Source organism: Corynebacterium halotolerans YIM 70093 = DSM 44683, from assembly GCF_000341345.1.
Lineage (GTDB): Bacteria > Actinomycetota > Actinomycetes > Mycobacteriales > Mycobacteriaceae > Corynebacterium > Corynebacterium halotolerans.
On record NC_020302.1, the window covers coordinates 514663 to 536510 of the forward strand.

The window sequence follows — 21848 nt, forward strand, 5'->3', positions numbered from 1 at the left end:
TTACATTTGGTGCGCAATGATATAGGCTACTTCGTTGCGCTGGAATTCGTCTCTGGCAACACAGAAACCTTGTCCGCCCGGTCCTGAAAACACCGACTTGACAAGGTGATTTTGTGCTATCTGGGGACGGTAATTCCACAGCAGACCGAATGCTAAAAATACCAGCGGTTTCGACGATTGTATGCCAGAGCAGTCGCCGTCCGCGTGAGGTGCTGGAAGGACCCATCTTGGCAGTCTCCCGCCAGACCAAGTCAGTGGCCGACATCCCCGGGGCGGCGAAGCGTTACTCCTTCGCGAAGCTCTCCGAGCCCATCGAGGTGCCGGGTCTCCTTGACCTGCAGCGCGACTCCTTCGCGTGGCTGATCGGCTCGTCCGAGTGGCGCGCCCGCCAGCAGGAGGAGCGCGGTCCCGAGACCCGTGTCACCAGTGGTCTCGAGGACATCCTCGACGAACTCTCCCCGATTCAGGACTACTCGGGGAACATGTCGCTGTCCCTGTCCGAGCCGCGCTTCGAGCCCGTGAAGAACACGATCGACGAGTGCAAGGACAAGGACATCAACTACTCCGCCCCACTCTATGTGACCGCGGAGTTCATCAACAACGACACCCAGGAGATCAAGTCCCAGACCGTCTTCATCGGCGATTTCCCGATGATGACCGACAAGGGCACGTTCATCGTCAACGGCACCGAGCGAGTCGTCGTCTCTCAGCTCGTGCGTTCCCCGGGCGTCTACTTCGACCAGACGATCGACAAGTCGACCGAGCGTCCGCTGCACTCCGTGAAGGTCATCCCCTCCCGCGGTGCGTGGCTCGAGTTCGACGTCGACAAGCGCGACACCGTCGGTGTCCGCATCGACCGCAAGCGCCGCCAGCCGGTCACCGTCCTGCTGAAGGCGCTGGGCTGGACCGCCGAGCAGATCACCGAGCGCTTCGGGTTCTCCGAGCTCATGATGTCCACCCTGGAGTCCGACGGCGTGGCCAACACCGACGAGGCCCTGCTGGAGATCTACCGCAAGCAGCGCCCGGGCGAGCAGCCGACCCGCGATCTCGCGCAGTCCCTGCTCGACAACGCCTTCTTCCGTCCGAAGCGCTACGACCTGGCCAAGGTCGGTCGCTACAAGGTCAACCGCAAGCTCGGTCTGGGCGGTGACGACGAGGGGCTGATGACCCTGACGGAGGAGGACATCGCCACCACCCTGGAGTACCTCGTCCGCCTCCACGTCGGCGAGCGCACCATGACCTCCCCGACCGGCGAGACCATCCCGGTCTCCACCGACGACATCGACCACTTCGGCAACCGTCGTCTGCGCACCGTCGGCGAGCTCATCCAGAACCAGGTCCGCGTGGGCCTGTCCCGTATGGAGCGCGTCGTCCGCGAGCGCATGACCACCCAGGACGCCGAGTCGATCACCCCGACCTCGCTGATCAACGTCCGCCCGGTCTCCGCGGCGATCCGCGAGTTCTTCGGCACCTCGCAGCTGTCCCAGTTCATGGACCAGAACAACTCGCTGTCGGGCCTGACCCACAAGCGTCGTCTGTCCGCCCTCGGCCCGGGTGGTCTGTCCCGTGAGCGCGCCGGCATCGAGGTCCGTGACGTCCACCCGTCGCACTACGGCCGCATGTGCCCGATCGAGACCCCTGAGGGGCCGAACATCGGTCTGATCGGTTCGCTGTCCTCCTACGCCCGCGTCAATGCGTTCGGTTTCATCGAGACCCCGTACCGCAAGGTCGTTGACGGCAAGCTGACCGACGAGATCCACTACCTGACCGCCGACGAGGAGGACCGCTACGCCATTGCGCAGGCGTCCATCATCGTCGACGCCGACGGCAACATCTCCGACGACCAGCGCATCGAGGTCCGCGTCAAGGACGGTGACATCCAGGTCACCAACGCCCAGGGCGTGAACTACATGGACGTCTCCCCGCGCCAGATGGTCTCCGTCGGCACGGCGATGATTCCGTTCCTCGAGCACGACGACGCCAACCGTGCCCTCATGGGCGCGAACATGCAGAAGCAGGCCGTCCCGCTGATCCGCGCCGAGGCACCCTACGTGGGCACCGGCATGGAGCTGCGCTCCGCCTACGACGCCGGTGACATGGTCATCAGCCCGAAGGCCGGCGTCGTGGAGAACATGTCCGCCGACTTCATCACCGTGATGGACGACGAGGGCATCCGCGACACCTACCTGCTGCGCAAGTTCGAGCGCACCAACCAGGGCACCTGCTACAACCAGACCCCGCTGGTCAACATCGGCGACCGCGTCGAGGCCGGCCAGGTGCTGGCCGACGGCCCGGGCACCCACAACGGCGAGATGTCGCTCGGCCGCAACCTGCTGGTCGCCTTCATGCCGTGGGAGGGCCACAACTACGAGGACGCGATCATCCTCTCCCAGCGCATCGTGGAGGAGGACGTGCTCACCTCGATCCACATCGAGGAGCACGAGATCGACGCCCGCGACACCAAGCTCGGCGCCGAGGAGATCACCCGGGAGATCCCGAACGTCTCCGAGGACGTGCTCAAGGACCTCGACGACCGCGGCATCATCCGCATCGGTGCCGACGTCCGCGACGGCGACATCCTGGTCGGCAAGGTCACCCCGAAGGGCGAGACCGAGCTGACCCCGGAGGAGCGCCTGCTGCGCGCCATCTTCGGCGAGAAGGCCCGCGAGGTGCGCGACACCTCCATGCGCGTGCCGCACGGTGAGACCGGCAAGGTCATCGGCGTGCGCCGCTTCTCCCGCGAGGACGACGACGATCTGGCCCCGGGCGTCAACGAGATGATCCGCGTCTACGTCGCCCAGAAGCGCAAGATCCAGGACGGCGACAAGCTCGCCGGCCGCCACGGCAACAAGGGCGTCGTGGGCAAGATCCTGGCGCCGGAGGACATGCCGTTCATGCCGGACGGCACCCCGGTGGACATCATCCTGAACACCCACGGTGTCCCGCGTCGTATGAACATCGGCCAGGTCCTGGAGATCCACCTGGGCTGGCTGGCCGCCGCCGGTTGGCAGGTGGACCCGGAGGACGTCAAGAACGCCGAGCTGCTCAAGACCCTGCCCGAGGAGCTCTACAACGTGCCGGCCGGCTCGCTGACCGCCACGCCGGTGTTCGACGGTGCCTCCAACGAGGAGCTGTCCGGCCTGCTGGCCAACTCCCGTCCGAACCGCGACGGCGAGGTCATGGTCGACGAGCACGGCAAGGCCACGCTCTTCGACGGCCGCTCCGGCGAGCCCTTCCCGTACCCGGTCTCGGTGGGCTACATGTACATGCTCAAGCTCCACCACCTGGTCGACGAGAAGATCCACGCCCGTTCCACCGGCCCGTACTCCATGATCACCCAGCAGCCGCTGGGCGGTAAGGCCCAGTTCGGTGGCCAGCGCTTCGGCGAGATGGAGGTGTGGGCGATGCAGGCATACGGCGCCGCCTACACCCTGCAGGAGCTGCTGACGATCAAGTCCGATGACGTGGTCGGCCGCGTGAAGGTCTACGAGGCCATCGTCAAGGGTGAGAACATCCCGGACCCGGGTATCCCGGAGTCCTTCAAGGTTCTGCTCAAGGAGCTGCAGTCCCTGTGCCTGAACGTGGAGGTCCTCTCCACCGACGGCACGCCGATGGAACTGTCCGGCTCCGACGACGATGACGACGCCGCCGGTTCCTCGCTGGGCATCAACCTGTCCCGCGACGAGCGCTCCGACGCCGACATCGCCTAGCCGCCAGGTTCGACGCGGGCGTCGCCAAGCGACACCCGCCGTCGGGCGAACCAACTAGCTAACCCTGATATACGCCATTCAATCCCTCCCTCACCGGAGGGGAAAGGGAGTTACGTGTTCGACGTAAACCTCTTCGACGAGCTCCGCATCGGCCTGGCCACCGCCGACGACATCCGCCGCTGGTCCAAGGGCGAGGTCAAGAAGCCGGAGACCATCAACTACCGCACCCTGAAGCCGGAGAAGGACGGCCTGTTCTGCGAGCGTATCTTCGGTCCCACCCGGGACTGGGAGTGCGCCTGCGGCAAGTACAAGCGCGTCCGCTACAAGGGCATCATCTGTGAGCGCTGCGGCGTCGAGGTGACCAAGTCCAAGGTCCGCCGTGAGCGCATGGGCCACATCGAGCTGGCCGCCCCGGTCACCCACATCTGGTACTTCAAGGGCGTGCCGTCCCGTCTGGGCTACCTGTTGGACCTGGCGCCGAAGGATCTCGAGCGGATCATCTACTTCGCCGCCAACATCATCACCTCCGTCGACGAGGAGGCCCGGCACAACGACCAGTCCACCCTCGAGGCCGAGATGCTGCTCGAGAAGAAGGACGTCGAGTCCGACGCCGAGTCCGACATCGCCGAGCGCGCCCAGAAGCTGGAGGAGGACCTCGCCGAGCTCGAGGCCGCCGGCGCCAAGGCCGACGCCCGCCGCAAGGTGCAGAACGCCGCCGACAAGGAGATGCAGCACATCCGCGAGCGCGCGGAGCGTGAGATCGACCGTCTCGAGGAGATCTGGCAGACCTTCATCAAGCTGGCCCCGAAGCAGATGATCATCGACGAGACCATCTACGAGGAGCTCGTCGACCGCTACGAGGACTACTTCACCGGCGGCATGGGCGCCGAGGCCATCCAGACGCTGATCCGCAACTTCGACCTCGACGCCGAGGCCGAGGAGCTGCGCGAGATCATCAACAGCGGCAAGGGCCAGAAGAAGATGCGTGCCCTCAAGCGCCTGAAGGTCGTCGCCGCGTTCCAGCGCTCCGGCAACGACCCGGCCGGCATGGTCCTGGACTGCATCCCGGTGATCCCGCCGGAGCTGCGTCCGATGGTCCAGCTCGACGGTGGCCGCTTCGCCACCTCCGACCTGAACGACCTGTACCGCCGCGTGATCAACCGCAACAACCGCCTCAAGCGCATGATCGATCTCGGCGCCCCCGAGATCATCGTGAACAACGAGAAGCGCATGCTGCAGGAGTCCGTCGACGCGCTGTTCGACAACGGCCGTCGCGGCCGTCCGGTCACCGGCCCGGGCAACCGCCCGCTGAAGTCCCTGTCCGACCTGCTCAAGGGCAAGCAGGGCCGCTTCCGCCAGAACCTGCTGGGCAAGCGTGTGGACTACTCCGGCCGTTCCGTGATCATCGTCGGCCCGCAGCTCAAGCTCCACGAGTGCGGCCTGCCGAAGCTCATGGCGCTCGAGCTGTTCAAGCCGTTCGTCATGAAGCGCCTGGTCGAGAACGACTACGCGCAGAACATCAAGTCCGCCAAGCGCATGGTCGAGCGCCAGCGCCCCGAGGTGTGGGACGTGCTCGAGGAGGCCATCTCCGAGCACCCGGTCATGCTCAACCGTGCACCGACCCTGCACCGCCTGGGCATCCAGGCCTTCGAGCCGAAGCTGGTCGAGGGTAAGGCCATCCAGCTGCACCCGCTGGCCTGTGAGGCCTTCAACGCCGACTTCGACGGTGACCAGATGGCCGTGCACCTGCCGCTGTCCGCGGAGGCGCAGGCCGAGGCCCGCGTGCTGATGCTCGCCTCGAACAACATCCTGTCCCCGGCGTCCGGCAAGCCGCTGGCCATGCCGCGTCTGGACATGGTCACGGGTCTGTACTTCCTGACCATGGATAAGTCCGAGGACGAGTTCGGCGGCCAGGGCCGCTACGTCCCGGGCGACGAGAACGGTCCGGCCCAGGGCGTGTACTCCTCCGTGGCGGAGGCCATCATGGCCCGTGACCGCGGTGTGCTCGGCCTGCAGGCCCCGATCCACGTGCGTATCTCGCACCTGCGTCCGCCGGCCGACATCGAGGCCGAGCAGTTCCCGGACGGCTGGGAGCAGGGCCAGACCTGGCTCGCCGAGACCACCCTGGGGCGCGTCATGTTCAACGAGCTCCTGCCGTGGAACTACCCGTACCTCGAGGGAGTCATGGTCCGTAAGGGCGGCGGCTCCGGCAAGATCCTGCTGGGCGACGTCATCACCGACCTGTCGGCCAAGTACCCGATGATCACCGTCGCGCAGACGATGGACAAGATGAAGGACGCCGGTTTCTACTGGTCCACCCGCTCCGGCGTGACCATCTCCATGTCCGACGTTCTGGTTCTGCCGAACAAGGAGGAGATCCTCGAGCGCTACGAGGCCGAGGCCCGTGAGATCGAGCGCAAGTTCTGGGTGCAGGGCGCCCTGACCGAGCGTGAGCGCTACGACCGCCTGGTCGAGCTGTGGAAGGACGCCACCGACACCGTCGGCCAGGCCGTCGAGGACATGTACCCGGACGACAACCCGATTCCGATGATCGTGAAGTCGGGCGCCGCCGGTAACATGCGCCAGATCTGGACCCTGGCCGGCATGAAGGGCATGGTCGTGAACTCCAAGGGTGACTACATCACCCGACCGATCAAGACCTCCTTCCGCGAGGGACTGTCCGTGCTCGAGTACTTCAACAACTCCCACGGTTCCCGTAAGGGCCTGGCCGACACCGCTCTGCGTACCGCCGACTCCGGTTACCTCACGCGTCGTCTCGTCGACGTCGCGCAGGACGTCATCGTCCGTGAGGACGACTGCGGCACCCGCCAGGGCGTGCGCGTCCCGGTCTCCGAGGAGCTGCTCGACGCCGAGGGCAACGTCTCCGGCCACGCCCGCCACAGCCTGGTCGAGACCTCCGTCTCCGGCCGCGTGCTGGCCGGCGACCTCAAGGACGACGAGGGCGAGATCATCTTCGAGGCCGGCACCGATCTCACCGAGGCGCGTATCGACGTCCTCGTCGAGCGGGGCATCACCCAGGTCAAGGTCCGCTCCGTGCTGACCTGCCAGACCCCGGCCGGTGTCTGCGCCAAGTGCTACGGCAAGTCCATGGCCTCCGGCCACCTGGTCGACATCGGCGAGGCCGTCGGCATCGTCGCCGCCCAGTCGATCGGTGAGCCGGGTACCCAGCTGACCATGCGTACCTTCCACCAGGGTGGTGTCGGTGGCGACATCACCGGCGGTCTGCCGCGTGTCCAGGAGCTGTTCGAGGCCCGCGTTCCGAAGAACCGTGCCCCGATCGCCTCGGTCGCCGGTACCGTCCACCTGGAGGACGAGGGCAACTTCTGGACCCTGACCGTCACCCCGGATGACGGCGGTGACGACGTGGTCTACGAGAAGCTGTCCAAGCGCCAGGGTCTGGCCCAGGTCCGCCGTCCGATGGAGAACAACCCGTCGGCGATGATCGAGCGCACCCTGCGCGAGGGCGACCACGTCGAGGTGGGCGACCGCCTCCTGCGTGGCCCGGCCGACCCGCACGACGTGCTCGAGGTCCTCGGACGCCGTGGCGTGGAGAAGCACCTGATCGACGAGGTCCAGGCCGTCTACCGGACCCAGGGTGTGGCCATCCACGACAAGCACATCGAGATCATCATCCGTCAGATGCTGCGTCGTGGCACCGTCATCGACGCCGGCTCCACCGAGTTCCTCCCGGGCACCCTGGTGGACCTGTCCGAGGCGAAGCAGGCCAACTCGGCCGCCATCGCCGAGAGCGGTCAGCCGGCGGAGCTGCGCTCCGAGATCATGGGCATCACCAAGGCCTCCCTGGCCACTGAGTCCTGGCTGTCGGCCGCCTCCTTCCAGGAGACGACCCGCGTCCTGACCGATGCCGCGATCAACAAGCGCTCCGACAAGCTGATCGGTCTCAAGGAGAACGTGATCATCGGTAAGCTGATTCCGGCCGGTACCGGTATCTCCCGTTACCGCAACATCTCCGTGAAGCCGACCGAGGCCGCCCGCAACGCCGCCTACTCGATCCCCACCTACGGGGACTCGATCTACGGCGACGACGGCTACGCCGAGTTCACCGGCGCCTCGGTGCCGCTGGACGAGGAGTTCGGTCTCTAAGAGCCGACCCCCGGTGAGGGGGAATCCTCATCACCGAGCCCGCCCCCGGCAATGAAGCCGGGGGCGGGCTTTCGTTTTGCAGGGGCGTTCCATTATGGGCGGGTCCCATAATGGGGCGTCCGGAAAGGGGATCTAATCGGTCGATTCCCGACGGGCGCGCCGCATCGTCACGGCGCCCATCAGTCCGAGACCGTTGATCCGGATGACCGGGGCGTTGGTCGGCAGTTCTTCCATGGAGTCGAGCACGTCCTCGTCCTCCTCAATGTCAAAGGCGCCCATGACGCCGACGCCGTCGTTGATGACGCGGACATCGTGGGGGACGATGATGTCCGTGCCGCCCATGAGGGCAACCGCGGTGATGGTCGTCTCGTGGGCGTGGAAACGGGCCCGGCGCAGGTCCAGATCCGTTCCACCCATTACCGCGATGCTGACGTGATGGGGTGCGCACAGCCAGTCGCCGCGCTTGCCGCTGCCGCCCATCAGCGCGAGGGTGAAGGACTGGCCACCGGGTTCGCCGGTGACCTGCCGGCTGGCGGTGTCCGTCCCGGTGTCGGGCGGATACCGTCCGGGTTCCGGAGTGCGCTCGGGGCGCACCGCCGGTGGTGGGGCGGCGAGGACGCGGGCGGGGTCGGGCATCAGGTCAATCAACGGGTCGAGCAGCTCGTCGTGGTGTTTGGCCACCCACACCCGCTTCGTGCGTTCGTCGAATTCCCCGTAGTCGAGCTGGCCGCGCGCGAAGGCGTCGCTCAGGGCGGCGGCGACGCGGTGGCGGTCGTCGTCACTGGCGCGCATCGGGGGAGGGGCACCGTCGCTCATGGCCCCGATTCTACGCAGCCCCATGCCGGGGCGTGGGCTGTTTCAGCGCCCCCGGCCCCGACTAATCCCCGGATTCACGGGGGACCCGTCGGATGCCCACGGATCCCAACAGGCCCAGTCCACGTACCCGGACCACGGGGGCGTCTGCGGGCAGATCACGTTGGGCGACGGTGACCTTCTTGTCCTCGGTGACCTCGAAGGCACCGAGTACCCCGTACCCGTCGCCGATGACGAGGACATCCTCCGGGACGAGGATCTCCACCGCCCCCAGCACGCCGAACGCGTTGATGGTGGTCTCCGCGCAGGTCAGACGGGCGAGCCGCAGGTCGATCACGGTGCTGCCCAGCATCGCCGTCGTGTGGTGCGTGGGGGAGCACAGCCAGTCACCGCGCTTCTGGGACATGCCCAGCAGGGAGAAGGTGAGTGATTGCCCTCCCGGTTCGCCGGTAACCTGCTGGCGGGCGGTTTCCGCGCCTGCCCGGGGCGACCGGGGAGCGGTCCGCGGGCGGGGTGCCGGCGCGCGGTCCTCGAGGATGCGGGCCGGGTCGGGCAGCAGGTCGCTGAGCGGGGCGAACAGCTCGTCCCGGTACCTGGCGGACCACACCTGCTCCGTGCGGGCGTCGAGCTCCCCGTAGTCGAGCTGGCCGCGGGCGAAGGCGTCGCTCAACGCGGCAGCGACGCGGCGGCGATCGTCGTCGCTCGCGCGCAGCCTCGGGGTTCCACCGTCGCTCATGGCCCCGATCCTACGACGGCGTCCCCGTCTGCGCGCCGCCTTCCGGTTCGCGTTCACTCCGGCTCCCGGACGGTGCGGGGCAGGGGAGCGCGGCGGCCGCCCGATTGGCCATCGAACGGGATTTTGGTGTATCGGCGTCCCTGCTGTAGCATTCCTCTCTAGTCCCACGTCTCCATGGTGGGAGTCTGACTTTTTCCCCGGTAGGCCAGCGAGAGCGGCTGACTGGGTTTCACCTGTTTAAAAGCAAATCACGGTGTCGCATGAAAAAGCAGGCGAGGAATGCGTAAGTTTTCTCGGTCGGCACATCCGGCCGGATATGCCGATCAACACAGAAAGACGGTTCATGCCCACTATTCAGCAGCTGGTCCGTAAGGGCCGCCACTCGAAGAAGGCCGGCGTGTCCACCGCGGCGCTGAAGGGTTCCCCCCAGCGTCGTGGCGTGTGCACCCGTGTCTACACCACCACCCCGAAGAAGCCGAACTCCGCCCTGCGTAAGGTCGCCCGTGTGCGCCTGACCACCGGCATCGAGGTCTCCGCCTACATCCCGGGCGAGGGTCACAACCTGCAGGAGCACTCCATGGTGCTCGTCCGCGGCGGTCGTGTGAAGGACCTCCCGGGTGTCCGCTACAAGATCGTCCGCGGCGCCCTCGACACCCAGGGTGTCAAGGACCGCAAGCAGGCCCGTTCCCGCTACGGCGCCAAGAAGGGACAGTAATCAATGCGTAAGTCTGCAGCTCCGAAGCGTCCCGTCGTCAAGGATCCGGTCTACGGCTCCGAGCTCGTGACCCAGCTGGTCAACAAGGTCCTCCTCGACGGCAAGAAGTCCACCGCCGAGCGCATCGTCTACGGTGCCCTCGAGAAGTGCCGCGAGAAGACCGGCACCGAGCCGGTCGGAACCCTCGAGAAGGCCCTGGGCAACATCCGCCCGGACCTCGAGGTCCGCTCCCGCCGTGTCGGTGGCGCCACCTACCAGGTTCCGGTCGAGGTCCGCCCGGGCCGCTCCACCACCCTGGCTCTGCGTTGGATGGTCACCTACACCCGCCAGCGTCGCGAGAACACCATGATCGAGCGCCTCGCCAACGAGATCCTGGATGCCTCTAACGGTCTCGGTGCCTCCGTGAAGCGTCGCGAGGACACCCACAAGATGGCCGAGGCCAACCGCGCCTTCGCCCACTACCGCTGGTAGTCCGCCCGATGCCCATGGCCCACTCGATGAACCTGTTGTGCCACCCCGTCCCCCGCAGCAGTGCGGTGGCGGGTGCGCGGCGGCGTCGATTGGGCCATTGTTCTTCCGTACCCTCTCCGCTCGGCAGGGTCCCGGCCTCCGGGGCCTGACGGCGGAAGGTGCGGCGCGGTGCCGTACGGCCTGGCCGGGGATTTTCCTTTCCGGTACTGCCGGTGCGGCCAAGTAATGGCAAGATTGAACGAGAACTATCCACAGACGGCGTTCCTGGTGCCTGAACCATGACGTCCACGAACAACAAGTTGGGGTAAGACTGTGGCACAAGAAGTGCTTAAGGACCTGAGCAAGGTCCGCAACATCGGCATCATGGCCCACATCGATGCCGGTAAGACCACCACCACCGAGCGCATCCTGTTCTACACGGGTATCAACCGCAAGGTCGGCGAGACCCACGACGGTGCCTCCACCACCGACTGGATGGAGCAGGAGAAGGAGCGTGGCATCACGATCACCTCCGCCGCCGTCACCTGTTTCTGGGAAAAGAACCAGATCAACATCATCGACACCCCCGGTCACGTCGACTTCACCGTCGAGGTCGAGCGCTCCCTGCGCGTCCTGGATGGCGCCGTCGCAGTCTTCGACGGCAAGGAGGGCGTCGAGCCCCAGTCCGAGCAGGTCTGGCGTCAGGCCGCCAAGTACGACGTCCCGCGCATCTGCTTCGTCAACAAGATGGACAAGCTGGGCGCCGACTTCTACTACACCGTCGGCACCATCGTCGACCGTCTCGGCGCCAAGCCGCTGGTCATGCAGTTGCCGATCGGCGCCGAGGACGACTTCGACGGCGTCGTGGACCTGATCAGCATGAAGGCCCTGATGTGGCCGGGCAAGACCGACATCGGCACCGAGGCCACCGTCGAGGAGATCCCGGCGGACCTGCAGGAGCGTGCCGAGGAGTACCGCGAGAAGCTGCTCGAGGCCGTCGCCGAGTCCGACGAAGAGCTCATGGAGAAGTACTTCGGCGGCGAGGAGCTCACCGTCGAGGAGATCAAGACCGCCATCCGCAAGATGACCGTCGCCTCCGAGATCTACCCGGTCTTCTGCGGCACCGCCTACAAGAACAAGGGCATCCAGCCGGTGCTCGACGCCATCGTCGACTACCTGCCGAACCCGCTGGACGTCGGCGAGGTCCACGGCCACAAGGTCGGCGACGAGTCCGTCGACCTGACCCGTAAGCCGAGCGCCGATTCCCCGTTCTCCGCGCTGGCCTTCAAGATCGCCGTCCACCCGTTCTTCGGCAAGCTGACCTATATCCGCGTCTACTCGGGCCGCACCGAGCCGGGCCAGCAGGTCATGAACTCCACCAAGGGCAAGAAGGAGCGCATCGGCAAGATCTTCCAGATGCACTCCAACAAGGAGAACCCGGTGGAGGAGGCCCGCGCCGGCAACATCTTCGCCGTCGTCGGCCTGAAGGACACCACCACCGGTGACACCCTCTGCGACCCCAACGAGCAGATCATCCTGGAGTCCATGGACTTCCCGGATCCGGTCATCCAGGTCGCCATCGAGCCGAAGACCAAGTCCGACCAGGAGAAGCTGGGCACCGCCATCCAGAAGCTGGCGGAGGAGGATCCGACCTTCACCGTCCGTCTGGACGAGGAGTCCGGTCAGACCGTCATCGGCGGCATGGGCGAGCTCCACCTCGACGTCCTGGTCGACCGCATGAAGCGCGAGTTCAAGGTCGAGGCGAACATCGGTAACCCGCAGGTCGCCTACCGCGAGACCATCCGCAAGCCTGTCGAGAAGCTCGAGTTCACCCACAAGAAGCAGACCGGTGGTTCCGGTCAGTTCGCGAAGGTCATCATCGCGCTCGAGCCCTACGCCCCGTCCGAGGATGAGCTCGAGGAGGGCCAGTCCCCGCTGTACGCTTTCAAGGACGCCGTCACCGGCGGCCGCGTGCCGAAGGAGTACATCCCGTCCGTCGACGCCGGTATCCAGGACGCCATGCAGTACGGCTACCTGGCCGGTTACCCGCTGGTCAACATCAAGGCTACCCTGCTCGACGGCGCCTATCACGACGTCGACTCCTCTGAGATGGCCTTCAAGATCGCCGGTTCCCAGGCGCTGAAGGAGGCCGTGGCCAAGGCCAAGCCGGTTCTGCTCGAGCCGGTCATGGCCGTCGAGGTCACCACTCCGGAGGAGTACATGGGCGAGGTCATCGGCGACATCAACTCCCGCCGTGGCCAGGTCTCGGCCATGGAGGACCGCGCCGGCGCCAAGCTGGTCAAGGCCAAGGTTCCGCTGTCCCAGATGTTCGGCTACGTCGGTGACCTGCGTTCCAAGACCCAGGGTCGTGCGAACTACTCCATGGTCTTCGACTCCTACGCCGAGGTCCCGAGCAGCGTCGCCCAGGACATCATCGCCGAGCGCACCGGCGCCTAGGTAAGGCCCCTGGACCGGGGGATAACGGAGCGGCGCCTGTGCCGGCGCCGCTCCGCCCCGGACCGCCCCGTGGGGTAGCGGCCGCGCTGGGTGGCCACCAGAATCTGGTGGTCGCTGAGCCGGCCGTTACCCTCCGGAGATCCCGGATTCTTGCAGCCTGATCCAGTTGTGGCCCAGTGTCACGGTTTGAAAATCGGGCGGCATAAACCTAGGATCATGTAACTGGCACATTGTGAAACCGTCATCATGCTGGATACCTGCGTGTTTTCAGCGAAGATGGCACTGTCAACCACGTGGCTGCGAAAGTCGTAGCCACCATGAAGTCCAGGAGGACATACAGTGGCAAAGGCGAAGTTCGAGCGTACGAAGCCGCACGTCAACATCGGCACCATCGGTCACGTCGACCACGGCAAGACCACCACCACGGCTGCCATCACCAAGGTGCTGGCTGACGCTTTCCCGGATCTGAACGAGTCCTTCGCCTTCGACGCCATCGACAAGGCGCCGGAGGAGAAGGAGCGTGGCATCACGATCAACATCTCCCACGTCGAGTACCAGACCGAGAAGCGCCACTACGCCCACGTTGACGCCCCGGGTCACGCCGACTACATCAAGAACATGATCACCGGTGCCGCTCAGATGGACGGCGCCATCCTCGTGGTCGCCGCCACCGACGGCCCGATGCCGCAGACCCGTGAGCACGTTCTCCTGGCCCGCCAGGTCGGCGTCCCCTACATCCTCGTCGCCCTGAACAAGTGCGACATGGTCGACGATGAGGAGATCATCGAGCTCGTCGAGATGGAGGTCCGCGAGCTGCTGGCCGAGCAGGACTACGACGAGGATGCCCCGATCGTCCACATCTCCGCTCTGAAGGCCCTCGAGGGTGACGAGAAGTGGGCCCAGTCCATCCTGGAGCTCATGCAGGCCTGCGACGACTCCATCCCGGATCCGCAGCGCGCCACCGATCAGCCGTTCCTGATGCCGATCGAGGACATCTTCACCATCACCGGCCGCGGCACCGTCGTCACCGGCCGTGTCGAGCGTGGCTCCCTGAAGGTGAACGAGGATGTCGAGATCATCGGCATCAAGGAGAAGTCCACCAACACCACCGTCACCGGTATCGAGATGTTCCGTAAGCTTCTCGACTACACCGAGGCCGGCGACAACTGTGGTCTGCTGCTCCGCGGCATCAAGCGCGAGGATGTCGAGCGCGGCCAGGTCATCATCAAGCCGGGCGCCTACACCCCGCACACCCAGTTCGAGGGCTCCGTCTACGTCCTGTCCAAGGATGAGGGCGGTCGCCACACCCCGTTCTTCGACAACTACCGTCCGCAGTTCTACTTCCGCACCACCGACGTCACCGGCGTCGTGAAGCTGCCGGAGGGCACCGAGATGGTCATGCCGGGCGACAACGTCGAGATGTCCGTCGAGCTGATCCAGCCGGTCGCCATGGATGAGGGTCTGCGCTTCGCCATCCGCGAGGGCTCCCGCACCGTCGGCGCTGGCCGTGTCACCAAGATCATCAAGTAATGATCTGCTGACCCGCTAGGGTTCGCACAGTCAACCACCGTCCATTCGGGCGGTGGTTTTCTGCTTCTCAGGGCCACCGTAAGATCGGGTGCCATGATGGATCCGACCCGCCTGCCCGGCGTGCTCGACGCCCTGCGCCGCACCTGGGAAGGCCAGCCCGACCTGCCGCTGGCCACACTGTTCGGCATGCTGAACAACCGCGGCATCGGCTGGGGCAGCACGGACGGGGAACTCATCGCCGCGCTCGCCGCCCTGGCACGCATCCACCCCGGGCAGCTGCCGCGTGTCGACGCCCGCGTCACCGCCCGCTACCTCATCGTCACCGAGGCGCCCGCCCACCGGGTCACCGTCGACCCCTGGCGGGTCGTGGTCCGCCGCATCACCGACGCCGGACACGCCACCCAGCCCGGGTCGTGGGACTACCGGACCATCCGCCCGGCGTCCCCGGGCTCGCCGCTGGTCGTCGCCGACACCGGCGGCATCGAGCACCGCCTCGGCGTCGTCACGCGGATCACGCTGCTCGACGAGTCCCCTGCAGCCGAGGTCACCGACCTGTCGGGTCTGCGCCGCCGCGACGTCGGCGACGCGGTCCACCTCATCCGGCTGGCGGACGGGGAGACGGTCCTGCTCGACCACGGCCTGGAACGGTTCATCCCCGGTCGGCGCAGCCTCGAGCGGCGGGCGGGGAAATGGGAGGAGCTGCTCACCTGCCGCCTGGGAGAGGAACTTCTCGTGTCGCGGCCCGGCGGGGGAGCGCCGATCCGTCTCGCACCGGTCGAGGACATTCTCGTGGTGGAGGACGCGCCGGCCGACTAGCCGGAAGGCGCATGTGTGGCGATCAGGCGTCCACCGGCAGCAGGTGGATGAGGTAGGTGGTGTCGACGTCGATGTCGCGCACGGCCTCCCGGAAATCTGTCTCGGCCTGCTCGAGGACCCCGCGCAGTGCGGGCACGTCCACCCCGGCCCGGGCCCGGACGAGGAAGGTGACGGCCGGACGGCTGCGGTTCATGCCCAGGACGGGCCGGACCCCCTCCACGCGGGGTAGTTCCCCGATGTCCCGGGCGAGTGCGGTGGCCAGCGGGAGGATGTCGAGGTCGATGCTGCCCGTGGCGTCGGTGGCCGGGGAACGCATGCGGTTGAACCGGCGGCGGCGCAGATTCAGGGCGATCAACCAGCCGCCGATAACCAGGCTGAACAGCATGACCGCGGCGATGGCCAGGTCATACCACTCGGCGGCCGGTGCCGAGAGCCACGCGGGGAAGTGGATGAGGTCCGCCATGCGTTGGGCGAGTGGGACATCGAGGTACAGGCCCACGGCCCAGGCCCCGCCGAGCAGGATGAGCAGCCCGAGGACGAACACGACGATCCGGTCGAAGACCGCGAGCCGGGTGGTCACCGCGTCACCTCCGTGTGCGGCCGGACGCGCACCCGCGGCGACAGGGCGGTGAGCCCCAGCTCCTCCAGCAGGGACACCACCTCCTCCTCCACGCGGGCGGCGAGGCCGCTGTCCTCGGCACCACCGCTGACGGTCACGGTCAGAGTCTTTCCGCTGACCTGGCTGTGCGCGGACAATACCCCCGCGACCCGCCGCGTCTGCGCGGAGGTCATGCGGGCGATGTCCGTCGGGCGCATCCACAACGGGGCCGGCGAACCCAGCCGACGGTGGGTGCGGGTGCGTGGGCGCACGCCGATCCACATGAGCAGCGCGCCGAGCACCACGGCGAGTATGCCGACGGGCAGCATCCAGGGCTCGAAAGTGGCCGAGCCGACGGTGAGCACCACCGGGTCGACCCAGCTGTCCCAGGCGACGTCCGCGGAGTTGCGCAGCCACAGCTCGCGCGCGCAGATGACCGCGACGGCCAGCAGAGCCAGCCCGATGACCATCGCCACGTAGCGCGCCACCGGTTGGGCCTTCGGCTCCGGTGTCCGCCGCGTGGGGCCGATGTTCGGTTCAGCGGACATCGCGACCTCCCCCGGACCGGACGGATGGGCTGGCCGGGTGCAAGGGGATCACCCGCACCGGCTTCAGGCTCGGCGGGGTCGGCACCACCACCGGGGTGAGCGGGGCGGGTGCCGGTGCCCGCACCGGGGTCAGGGCCGCGGAAGGTTCCGTGCGCGGATGCTGCACCCGCAGGGCAGGGGCCCCGATGGGGCTGAGCCTGGGCAGGCGCGGGCGGGCGTCGATCTGCGCCTGCGTGACCCGCCGGGAGTGCTCACCGGCGACGACCGGCCCGACGACCACGTTGACGTGGGTGACGGTCAGGCCTGTCAGGCCCCGCACCCGGTCGATCACCGTGGCACGCACCGCCTCCGCCACTCCGGTCACCGGCGACGGCCAGGTCACGGCGATGAACGCCTCGACGCTCGCGGTGCCGGCGGCGTCGTCGATGAGCACGTCATAGCGCGGGTAGATGCGCCCGGCGATACGCTCCAGACTGCGGCCGAGTGTCGTGGTGCCCGGGACAGAGGCGGCCGCGGCGGCGACGATGCGGCCCAGAGCGCGTTCGGAGATGCGCACTCGCCCGGTGGCGGTGGTCGAGTCCATCAGCCCCGGCCCCCTCTCCCGGACGGCCCGAAGTTGTCGAAGAAGGTCCGCAGGTCGATTCGGCCGTCGAGGTGGGCGCCGATGACACCGCCCACCAGGGCGAAGACCAGTGCGTAGAGCAGACCGGTCCAGCCGCCCAGGATGATGGCGAAGGCCAGGGCCAACCCCAGGATGATGCCGGTCAGAGTGTGGTTGCTCACCGCGGCGGCCTCCTCGTGACAGGGGATTCGGTGCCGTCGGCGAAGACGACGTCGACCGGCAGGTCCACCCCGGACTCCCTGACGACGTCGCGCACCGTGGCGGCGAGCCCGGAGAGCGGGCGTCGGTAAGCGGAGAAATCCACGACGACGTGCACCTCGAGGCGCGGAGCCGGCCCCGGCGTCACCCGCAGCCCCGGCACGCGCCCACGCGGATAGAGCAGTGCAACCTCCCCGAACAGGCCGGGGTGCAGGGCGGCGATGCCGTCGACGCCCAGGAGCGCCCGCGCCAGCGCCATGGCCCGGCGGGCGGGGACGGGATCGAGGGGCGGGGCGGCTCGGGGCGTCGAGGTGGCGGGCACGGGTCGGGGCCTTTCCGCTACTGGACCCGGGGAGCGCTCTCGGCGGCCGCCGGCTCCGGCTCCTCGTCGCCTAGGTCCAGGTGGACGTCGTGGACGGTGACGTTGACCTCAGTGACCTCGAGGCCGGTCATGCGCTCAATGGCGGTGATGATGTTGCGCCGGATCGCCTCGGCGAGCTCGTGGATGGCCACGCCGTACTCGGCGACGATGTCGACGTCGACCGCGGCCTGGTGCTCGCCGACCTCCACGGACACACCCCGCTGGAGGTTGACGGCGGTGCCGGTGAGGGTGTCGCGCAGGGCCCCGACGGCGCGGGCGGGGCCGCCGAGGGAGTGGACGCCGGAGACCTCACGGGTGGCCAGCCCCGCGATCTTGGCGACGACGACGTCCTCGATGCGGGTGACGCCGCGGGTGGTGGAGGCGGTCAGCGGATCGGTCGGGAGAGTCCCCGCGGTCTTCTCGGCGGTGGGATCCTGCTCGGCCATGGTGTGGGCTCCTCAACGACGAACCATTCGGGATGGTCCCATCGTAGGTGAGGAAACCGCTGCGTGGCGGTCCTCACAGGGAGAAACCGCGACGAACCCACCCGAACCGGGGGCTTGTGTTCCGGGCGGGTCGTGTGCTTAAATACATGGGTTGCTTTAACACGACGTGCGTCCGCGCACCGCCGCCAGGCCCGGTCGCCGGGGACCAGGGGCACCGCGCAGGCAAGACCGTCGCTGGTGAGGCAAACATGACACCTTCATCCATGTCCGTCAGGTCAGGGGAAGGCTCTGTATTCGGGCAGGGTCGCCAAAGCGACACTCCCGAGCGCGGGGACCGGAGAAGGGGCATGGCAAATAAACAGCGGCAGTACGTGAGGGCCACGCTTATCGCGAGATATACGGTCCCTTCCGAACTTGACTCACGGGTCTTGTACCCCGTCAGGAGCACTGGACGTGTGTTTATTCCACGTCCGACATCTCCCGGCCAGTCATGGCAGTCAGGTAAGACACTGGCGTTGCGCCCAGGCCCTCAGCCCGGACAACGTTATAGAGAAATCGAGAAGCGAATTCCCACCGCTCCATCGCGGAAGTGGGACAAGCGAGGAAGAGGATAAGCGTGGCGGGACAGAAGATCCGCATTCGGCTCAAGGCCTACGACCACGAAGCGATCGACGCGTCTGCACGCAAGATCGTGGAGACTGTCACCCGCACGGGTGCCCGCGTCGTCGGTCCGGTGCCGTTGCCCACCGAAAAGAACGTGTACGCCGTTATTCGTTCTCCCCACAAGTACAAGGATTCTCGCGAGCACTTCGAGATGCGCACCCACAAGCGCCTGATCGACATCCTCGACCCGACGCCGAAGACGGTTGATGCCCTCATGCGCATCGACCTTCCGGCCAGCGTCGACGTGAACATTCAGTGATCGACGGAAACTTTGGCAGCGGAGAACTAACTAATGAGTGAAAACGAGATCAAGGGCATTCTGGGCACCAAGCTCGGCATGACCCAGATCTTCGACGAGGACAACCGAGTCATCCCGGTCACCGTCGTCGAGGCTGGGCCGTGCGTGGTCACCCAGATTCGTACCAAGGAAACCGATGGCTACAACGCCATCCAGATCGCCTACGGCGACATCGACCCCCGCAAGGCCAAGAAGCCGCAGCAGGGTCACTTCAAGAAGGCCGGCGTTACCCCCCGCCGCCACGTGGCTGAGATTCGCATGGACGACGTCTCCGCCTACGAGGTCGGTCAGGACATCACCGTGGAGATCTTCGACGGCATCACGTTCGTCGACGTCACCGGTCAGTCCAAGGGCAAGGGCTACGCCGGCGGCATGAAGCGCCACGGCTTCGCCGGCCAGGGTGCCGCCCACGGTAACCAGGCCGCCCACCGCCGCGTCGGTGGTATCGGCGCTGCCGCTACCCCGGGCCGCATCTTCAAGGGTAAGAAGATGGCCGGGCGTATGGGTAATGACCGCGTCACCACCCAGAACCTCAAGGTTCAGAAGGTTGACGCCGACTCCAACCTGCTGCTCATCAAGGGTGCCATCCCGGGTGCGCGCGGTGGCGTCGTGACCGTTAAGACCGCAGTGAAGGGCGGTGCACACGCATGACCACTCTGAAGCTTGACGTCCACACCGCTGAGGGCACGACCGACGGCCAGGTGGACCTGCCGGCCGAGATCTTTGACCGCGAGGTGTCCATCGCTCTGATGCACCAGGTCGTCAACGCCCAGCTGGCAGCCGCCCGCCAGGGCACGCACTCCACCAAGACCCGTTCCGAGGTCTCCGGTGGCGGTAAGAAGCCGTTCCGTCAGAAGGGCACCGGCCGCGCCCGTCAGGGCTCGATCCGCGCTCCGCACTTCGCCGGCGGTGGCATCTCCCACGGCCCGAAGCCGCGTGACTACGCTCAGCGGACCCCCAAGAAGATGAAGTCCGCCGCCCTGTGCGGTGCTCTCTCCGACCGTGCCCGCAACGGTCGCATCCACGTGATCACCGAGCTGGTGCCGGGTCAGGACCCGTCCACCAAGTCGGCACGCGTCTTCCTGGAGCGTCTGACCGAGCGCAAGTCCGTGCTCCTGGTCGTCGGCCGTGAGGACCTCAACGCCCGTCGCAGCGCCAACAACCTGCCCGGCGTCCACATCCTGGAGGCCTCGCAGCTGAACACCTACGACGTGCTCAACTCCGATGACGTCGTGTTCTCGGTCGAGGCCCTGCACACCTTCATCAACCGCGTCACCGGCGCGGACAAGGAGGAGAACTAATGGCCAAGATCGCCAACCCGCGCGACATCATCATCGCCCCGGTGGTCTCCGAGAAGTCCTACGGCCTGATGGAGCAGAACGTCTACACGTTCCTCGTCGCCCCGGACTCCCACAAGACCCAGATCAAGACCGCCGTCGAGCAGATCTTCGGCGTGAAGGTCGCCAGCGTGAACACCGCCAACCGTGAGGGCAAGCGCAAGCGCACCCGCACCGGTTACGGCCAGCGCAAGGCAACCAAGCGCGCCTACGTGACGCTCCGTGAGGGCAGCGACTCCATCGACATCTTCGGCGGCTCCGCCGCTTAAGGCGTCGAGAGAAAAGGACACATTATGGCTATTCGCAAGTACAAGCCGACAACTCCGGGTCGCCGCCAGAGCTCCGTTTCCCAGTTCGACGAGATCACTCGCTCGACCCCGGAAAAGTCTCTGCTGCGTCCCATCCACAAGACCGGTGGCCGCAACGTGCACGGTCACATCACCACCCGCCACCGCGGCGGTGGCCACAAGCGTCGTTACCGCGTCATCGACTTCCGTCGCAGCGACAAGGACGGCGTGCTGGCCAAGGTCGCCCACATCGAGTACGACCCGAACCGCACCGCGAACATCGCGCTGCTGCACTACCGGGACGGCGAGAAGCGCTACATCATCGCTCCGAAGGGCCTGAAGCAGGGCATGCTGCTCGAGTCCGGCGCGGGCGCCGACATTAAGGTGGGCAACAACCTGCCGCTGCGCAACATCCCGACCGGTACCACCATCCACGCCGTCGAGCTGAAGCCGGGCGCCGGCGCCAAGCTCGCCCGCTCCGCCGGTGCGTCCATCCAGCTGCTCGGTAAGGAAGGCTCCTACGCGGTCCTGCGTATGCCCTCCTCCGAGATCCGCCGCGTGGACATCCGCTGCCGCGCGACCGTCGGTGAGGTCGGCAACGCCGAGCAGATCAACATCCGCTGGGGCAAGGCCGGCCGTATGCGCTGGAAGGGCTGGCGTCCGACCGTGCGTGGTGTCGTCATGAACCCGATCGACCACCCGCACGGTGGTGGCGAGGGCAAGACCTCGGGTGGCCGCCACCCGGTGTCGCCGTGGGGCCAGAAGGAAGGCCGCACGCGTAACCCGAACCGCTATTCCAACAACATGATCGTGCGTCGCCGCCGGTCCAACAAGAAGCGCTAAGAGGAGGTAACGAAGAATGCCACGCAGCCTTAAGAAGGGCCCGTTCGTCGATGAGCACCTCCTCAACAAGGTCGACGCTCAGAACGAAAAGGGCACCAAGCAGGTCATCAAGACCTGGTCCCGCCGCTCCACCATTCTCCCCGACTTCATCGGCCACACCTTCGCCGTCCACGACGGTCGTAAGCACGTGCCGGTGTTCATCGATGACTCGATGGTCGGCCACAAGCTGGGCGAGTTCGCGCCCACCAAGACCTTCAAGGGTCACGTCAAGGACCAGAAGGGACGTCGATAAGCG

General features: G+C 66.7%; 21 protein-coding genes. 13 read left to right on the plus strand and 8 right to left on the minus strand.

Annotated elements, in window-relative coordinates; translation table 11 throughout:
• Positions 1-209 precede the first annotated feature (209 nt).
• Together rpoB and A605_RS02430 are read left to right on the plus strand one after the other, a co-directional pair.
• Positions 210-3710: a DNA-directed RNA polymerase subunit beta gene (rpoB, locus tag A605_RS02425; protein ID WP_211208981.1), complete on the plus strand. Its 3501-nt coding sequence runs from the start codon at positions 210-212 to the stop codon at positions 3708-3710.
• A gap of 114 nt (positions 3711-3824) precedes the next feature.
• On the plus strand, positions 3825-7835 hold the full coding sequence (locus A605_RS02430; protein WP_015399915.1) for a DNA-directed RNA polymerase subunit beta': 4011 nt from the start codon (positions 3825-3827) through the stop codon (positions 7833-7835).
• A 132-nt stretch (positions 7836-7967) separates the two neighbouring features.
• On the opposite strand, the gene A605_RS02435 is transcribed toward A605_RS02430, so the two are convergent.
• Positions 7968-8651, minus strand: coding sequence for a DUF1707 SHOCT-like domain-containing protein (locus A605_RS02435; protein ID WP_034990424.1), 684 nt, complete (start codon positions 8649-8651; stop codon positions 7968-7970).
• Positions 8652-8712: 61 nt separating this feature from the next.
• Positions 8713-9384, minus strand: a complete 672-nt coding sequence (locus tag A605_RS02440) for a DUF1707 SHOCT-like domain-containing protein (protein ID WP_015399917.1) — start codon at positions 9382-9384, stop codon at positions 8713-8715.
• Positions 9385-9727: 343 nt separating this feature from the next.
• On the opposite strand from A605_RS02440, the gene rpsL reads away from it, so the two are divergent.
• The 5 genes from rpsL (at position 9728) to A605_RS02465 (ending at position 15352) form a co-directional block, all read left to right on the plus strand.
• On the plus strand, positions 9728-10099 hold the full coding sequence (gene rpsL, locus A605_RS02445) for a 30S ribosomal protein S12 (protein ID WP_015399918.1): 372 nt from the start codon (positions 9728-9730) through the stop codon (positions 10097-10099).
• A 3-nt stretch (positions 10100-10102) separates the two neighbouring features.
• Complete coding sequence (gene rpsG / locus A605_RS02450; protein WP_015399919.1) at positions 10103-10570, plus strand: 30S ribosomal protein S7; 468 nt, start codon at positions 10103-10105, stop codon at positions 10568-10570.
• A gap of 312 nt (positions 10571-10882) precedes the next feature.
• On the plus strand, positions 10883-13006 hold the full coding sequence (gene fusA / locus A605_RS02455; RefSeq protein ID WP_015399920.1) for an elongation factor G: 2124 nt from the start codon (positions 10883-10885) through the stop codon (positions 13004-13006).
• A gap of 339 nt (positions 13007-13345) precedes the next feature.
• The gene (gene tuf, locus A605_RS02460; protein ID WP_015399921.1) at positions 13346-14536 is read left to right on the plus strand and encodes an elongation factor Tu; all 1191 of its coding nucleotides are present in this window, start codon (positions 13346-13348) and stop codon (positions 14534-14536) included.
• A 93-nt stretch (positions 14537-14629) separates the two neighbouring features.
• Positions 14630-15352 (plus strand): hypothetical protein, encoded by a 723-nt coding sequence (locus A605_RS02465; RefSeq protein ID WP_015399922.1) that lies wholly within the window; start codon positions 14630-14632, stop codon positions 15350-15352.
• Positions 15353-15374: 22 nt separating this feature from the next.
• On the opposite strand, the gene A605_RS02470 is transcribed toward A605_RS02465, so the two are convergent.
• From A605_RS02470 to A605_RS02495, 6 genes are read right to left on the minus strand one after another with little or no spacing between them, the layout of a single operon-like run.
• Positions 15375-15932 carry a hypothetical protein gene (locus A605_RS02470; RefSeq protein WP_015399923.1) on the minus strand — a complete coding sequence of 186 codons (558 nt, stop codon included), beginning with the start codon at positions 15930-15932 and terminating at the stop codon, positions 15375-15377.
• Positions 15929-16498: a DUF6286 domain-containing protein gene (locus A605_RS02475; RefSeq protein ID WP_015399924.1), complete on the minus strand. Its 570-nt coding sequence runs from the start codon at positions 16496-16498 to the stop codon at positions 15929-15931. Before A605_RS02475 ends, A605_RS02470 begins: the two co-directional genes overlap by 4 nt.
• Complete coding sequence (locus tag A605_RS14735) at positions 16488-17081, minus strand: Asp23/Gls24 family envelope stress response protein (protein ID WP_015399925.1); 594 nt, start codon at positions 17079-17081, stop codon at positions 16488-16490. The genes A605_RS02475 and A605_RS14735 overlap by 11 nt, the downstream gene beginning before the upstream one ends.
• The gene (locus A605_RS02485) at positions 17081-17281 is read right to left on the minus strand and encodes a hypothetical protein (RefSeq protein WP_015399926.1); all 201 of its coding nucleotides are present in this window, start codon (positions 17279-17281) and stop codon (positions 17081-17083) included. The genes A605_RS14735 and A605_RS02485 overlap by 1 nt, the downstream gene beginning before the upstream one ends.
• Complete coding sequence (locus tag A605_RS02490; protein WP_015399927.1) at positions 17278-17640, minus strand: hypothetical protein; 363 nt, start codon at positions 17638-17640, stop codon at positions 17278-17280. The genes A605_RS02485 and A605_RS02490 overlap by 4 nt, the downstream gene beginning before the upstream one ends.
• Before the next feature lie 17 nt (positions 17641-17657).
• Positions 17658-18125 (minus strand): Asp23/Gls24 family envelope stress response protein, encoded by a 468-nt coding sequence (locus A605_RS02495; protein WP_015399928.1) that lies wholly within the window; start codon positions 18123-18125, stop codon positions 17658-17660.
• 616 nt (positions 18126-18741) lie between these two features.
• On the opposite strand from A605_RS02495, the gene rpsJ reads away from it, so the two are divergent.
• Genes rpsJ through rpsS form a run of 6 tightly spaced genes read left to right on the plus strand, consistent with a single transcriptional unit; the run spans position 18742 to position 21845 of the window.
• On the plus strand, positions 18742-19047 hold the full coding sequence (gene rpsJ, locus A605_RS02500) for a 30S ribosomal protein S10 (RefSeq protein ID WP_003854291.1): 306 nt from the start codon (positions 18742-18744) through the stop codon (positions 19045-19047).
• Between the two features lie 33 nt (positions 19048-19080).
• A complete protein-coding gene (rplC, locus tag A605_RS02505; protein WP_015399929.1) occupies positions 19081-19737 on the plus strand; it encodes a 50S ribosomal protein L3 in 657 nt (218 codons plus the stop codon).
• On the plus strand, positions 19734-20387 hold the full coding sequence (gene rplD, locus A605_RS02510; RefSeq protein ID WP_015399930.1) for a 50S ribosomal protein L4: 654 nt from the start codon (positions 19734-19736) through the stop codon (positions 20385-20387). The genes rplC and rplD overlap by 4 nt, the downstream gene beginning before the upstream one ends.
• Entirely contained in the window at positions 20387-20692 is a 306-nt protein-coding gene (gene rplW / locus A605_RS02515) for a 50S ribosomal protein L23 (protein WP_015399931.1), read from the plus strand. Before rplD ends, rplW begins: the two co-directional genes overlap by 1 nt.
• A 24-nt stretch (positions 20693-20716) precedes the next feature.
• A complete protein-coding gene (gene rplB, locus A605_RS02520; RefSeq protein ID WP_015399932.1) occupies positions 20717-21553 on the plus strand; it encodes a 50S ribosomal protein L2 in 837 nt (278 codons plus the stop codon).
• 16 nt (positions 21554-21569) lie between these two features.
• On the plus strand, positions 21570-21845 hold the full coding sequence (gene rpsS / locus A605_RS02525) for a 30S ribosomal protein S19 (protein WP_015399933.1): 276 nt from the start codon (positions 21570-21572) through the stop codon (positions 21843-21845).
• Positions 21846-21848 lie beyond the last annotated feature (3 nt).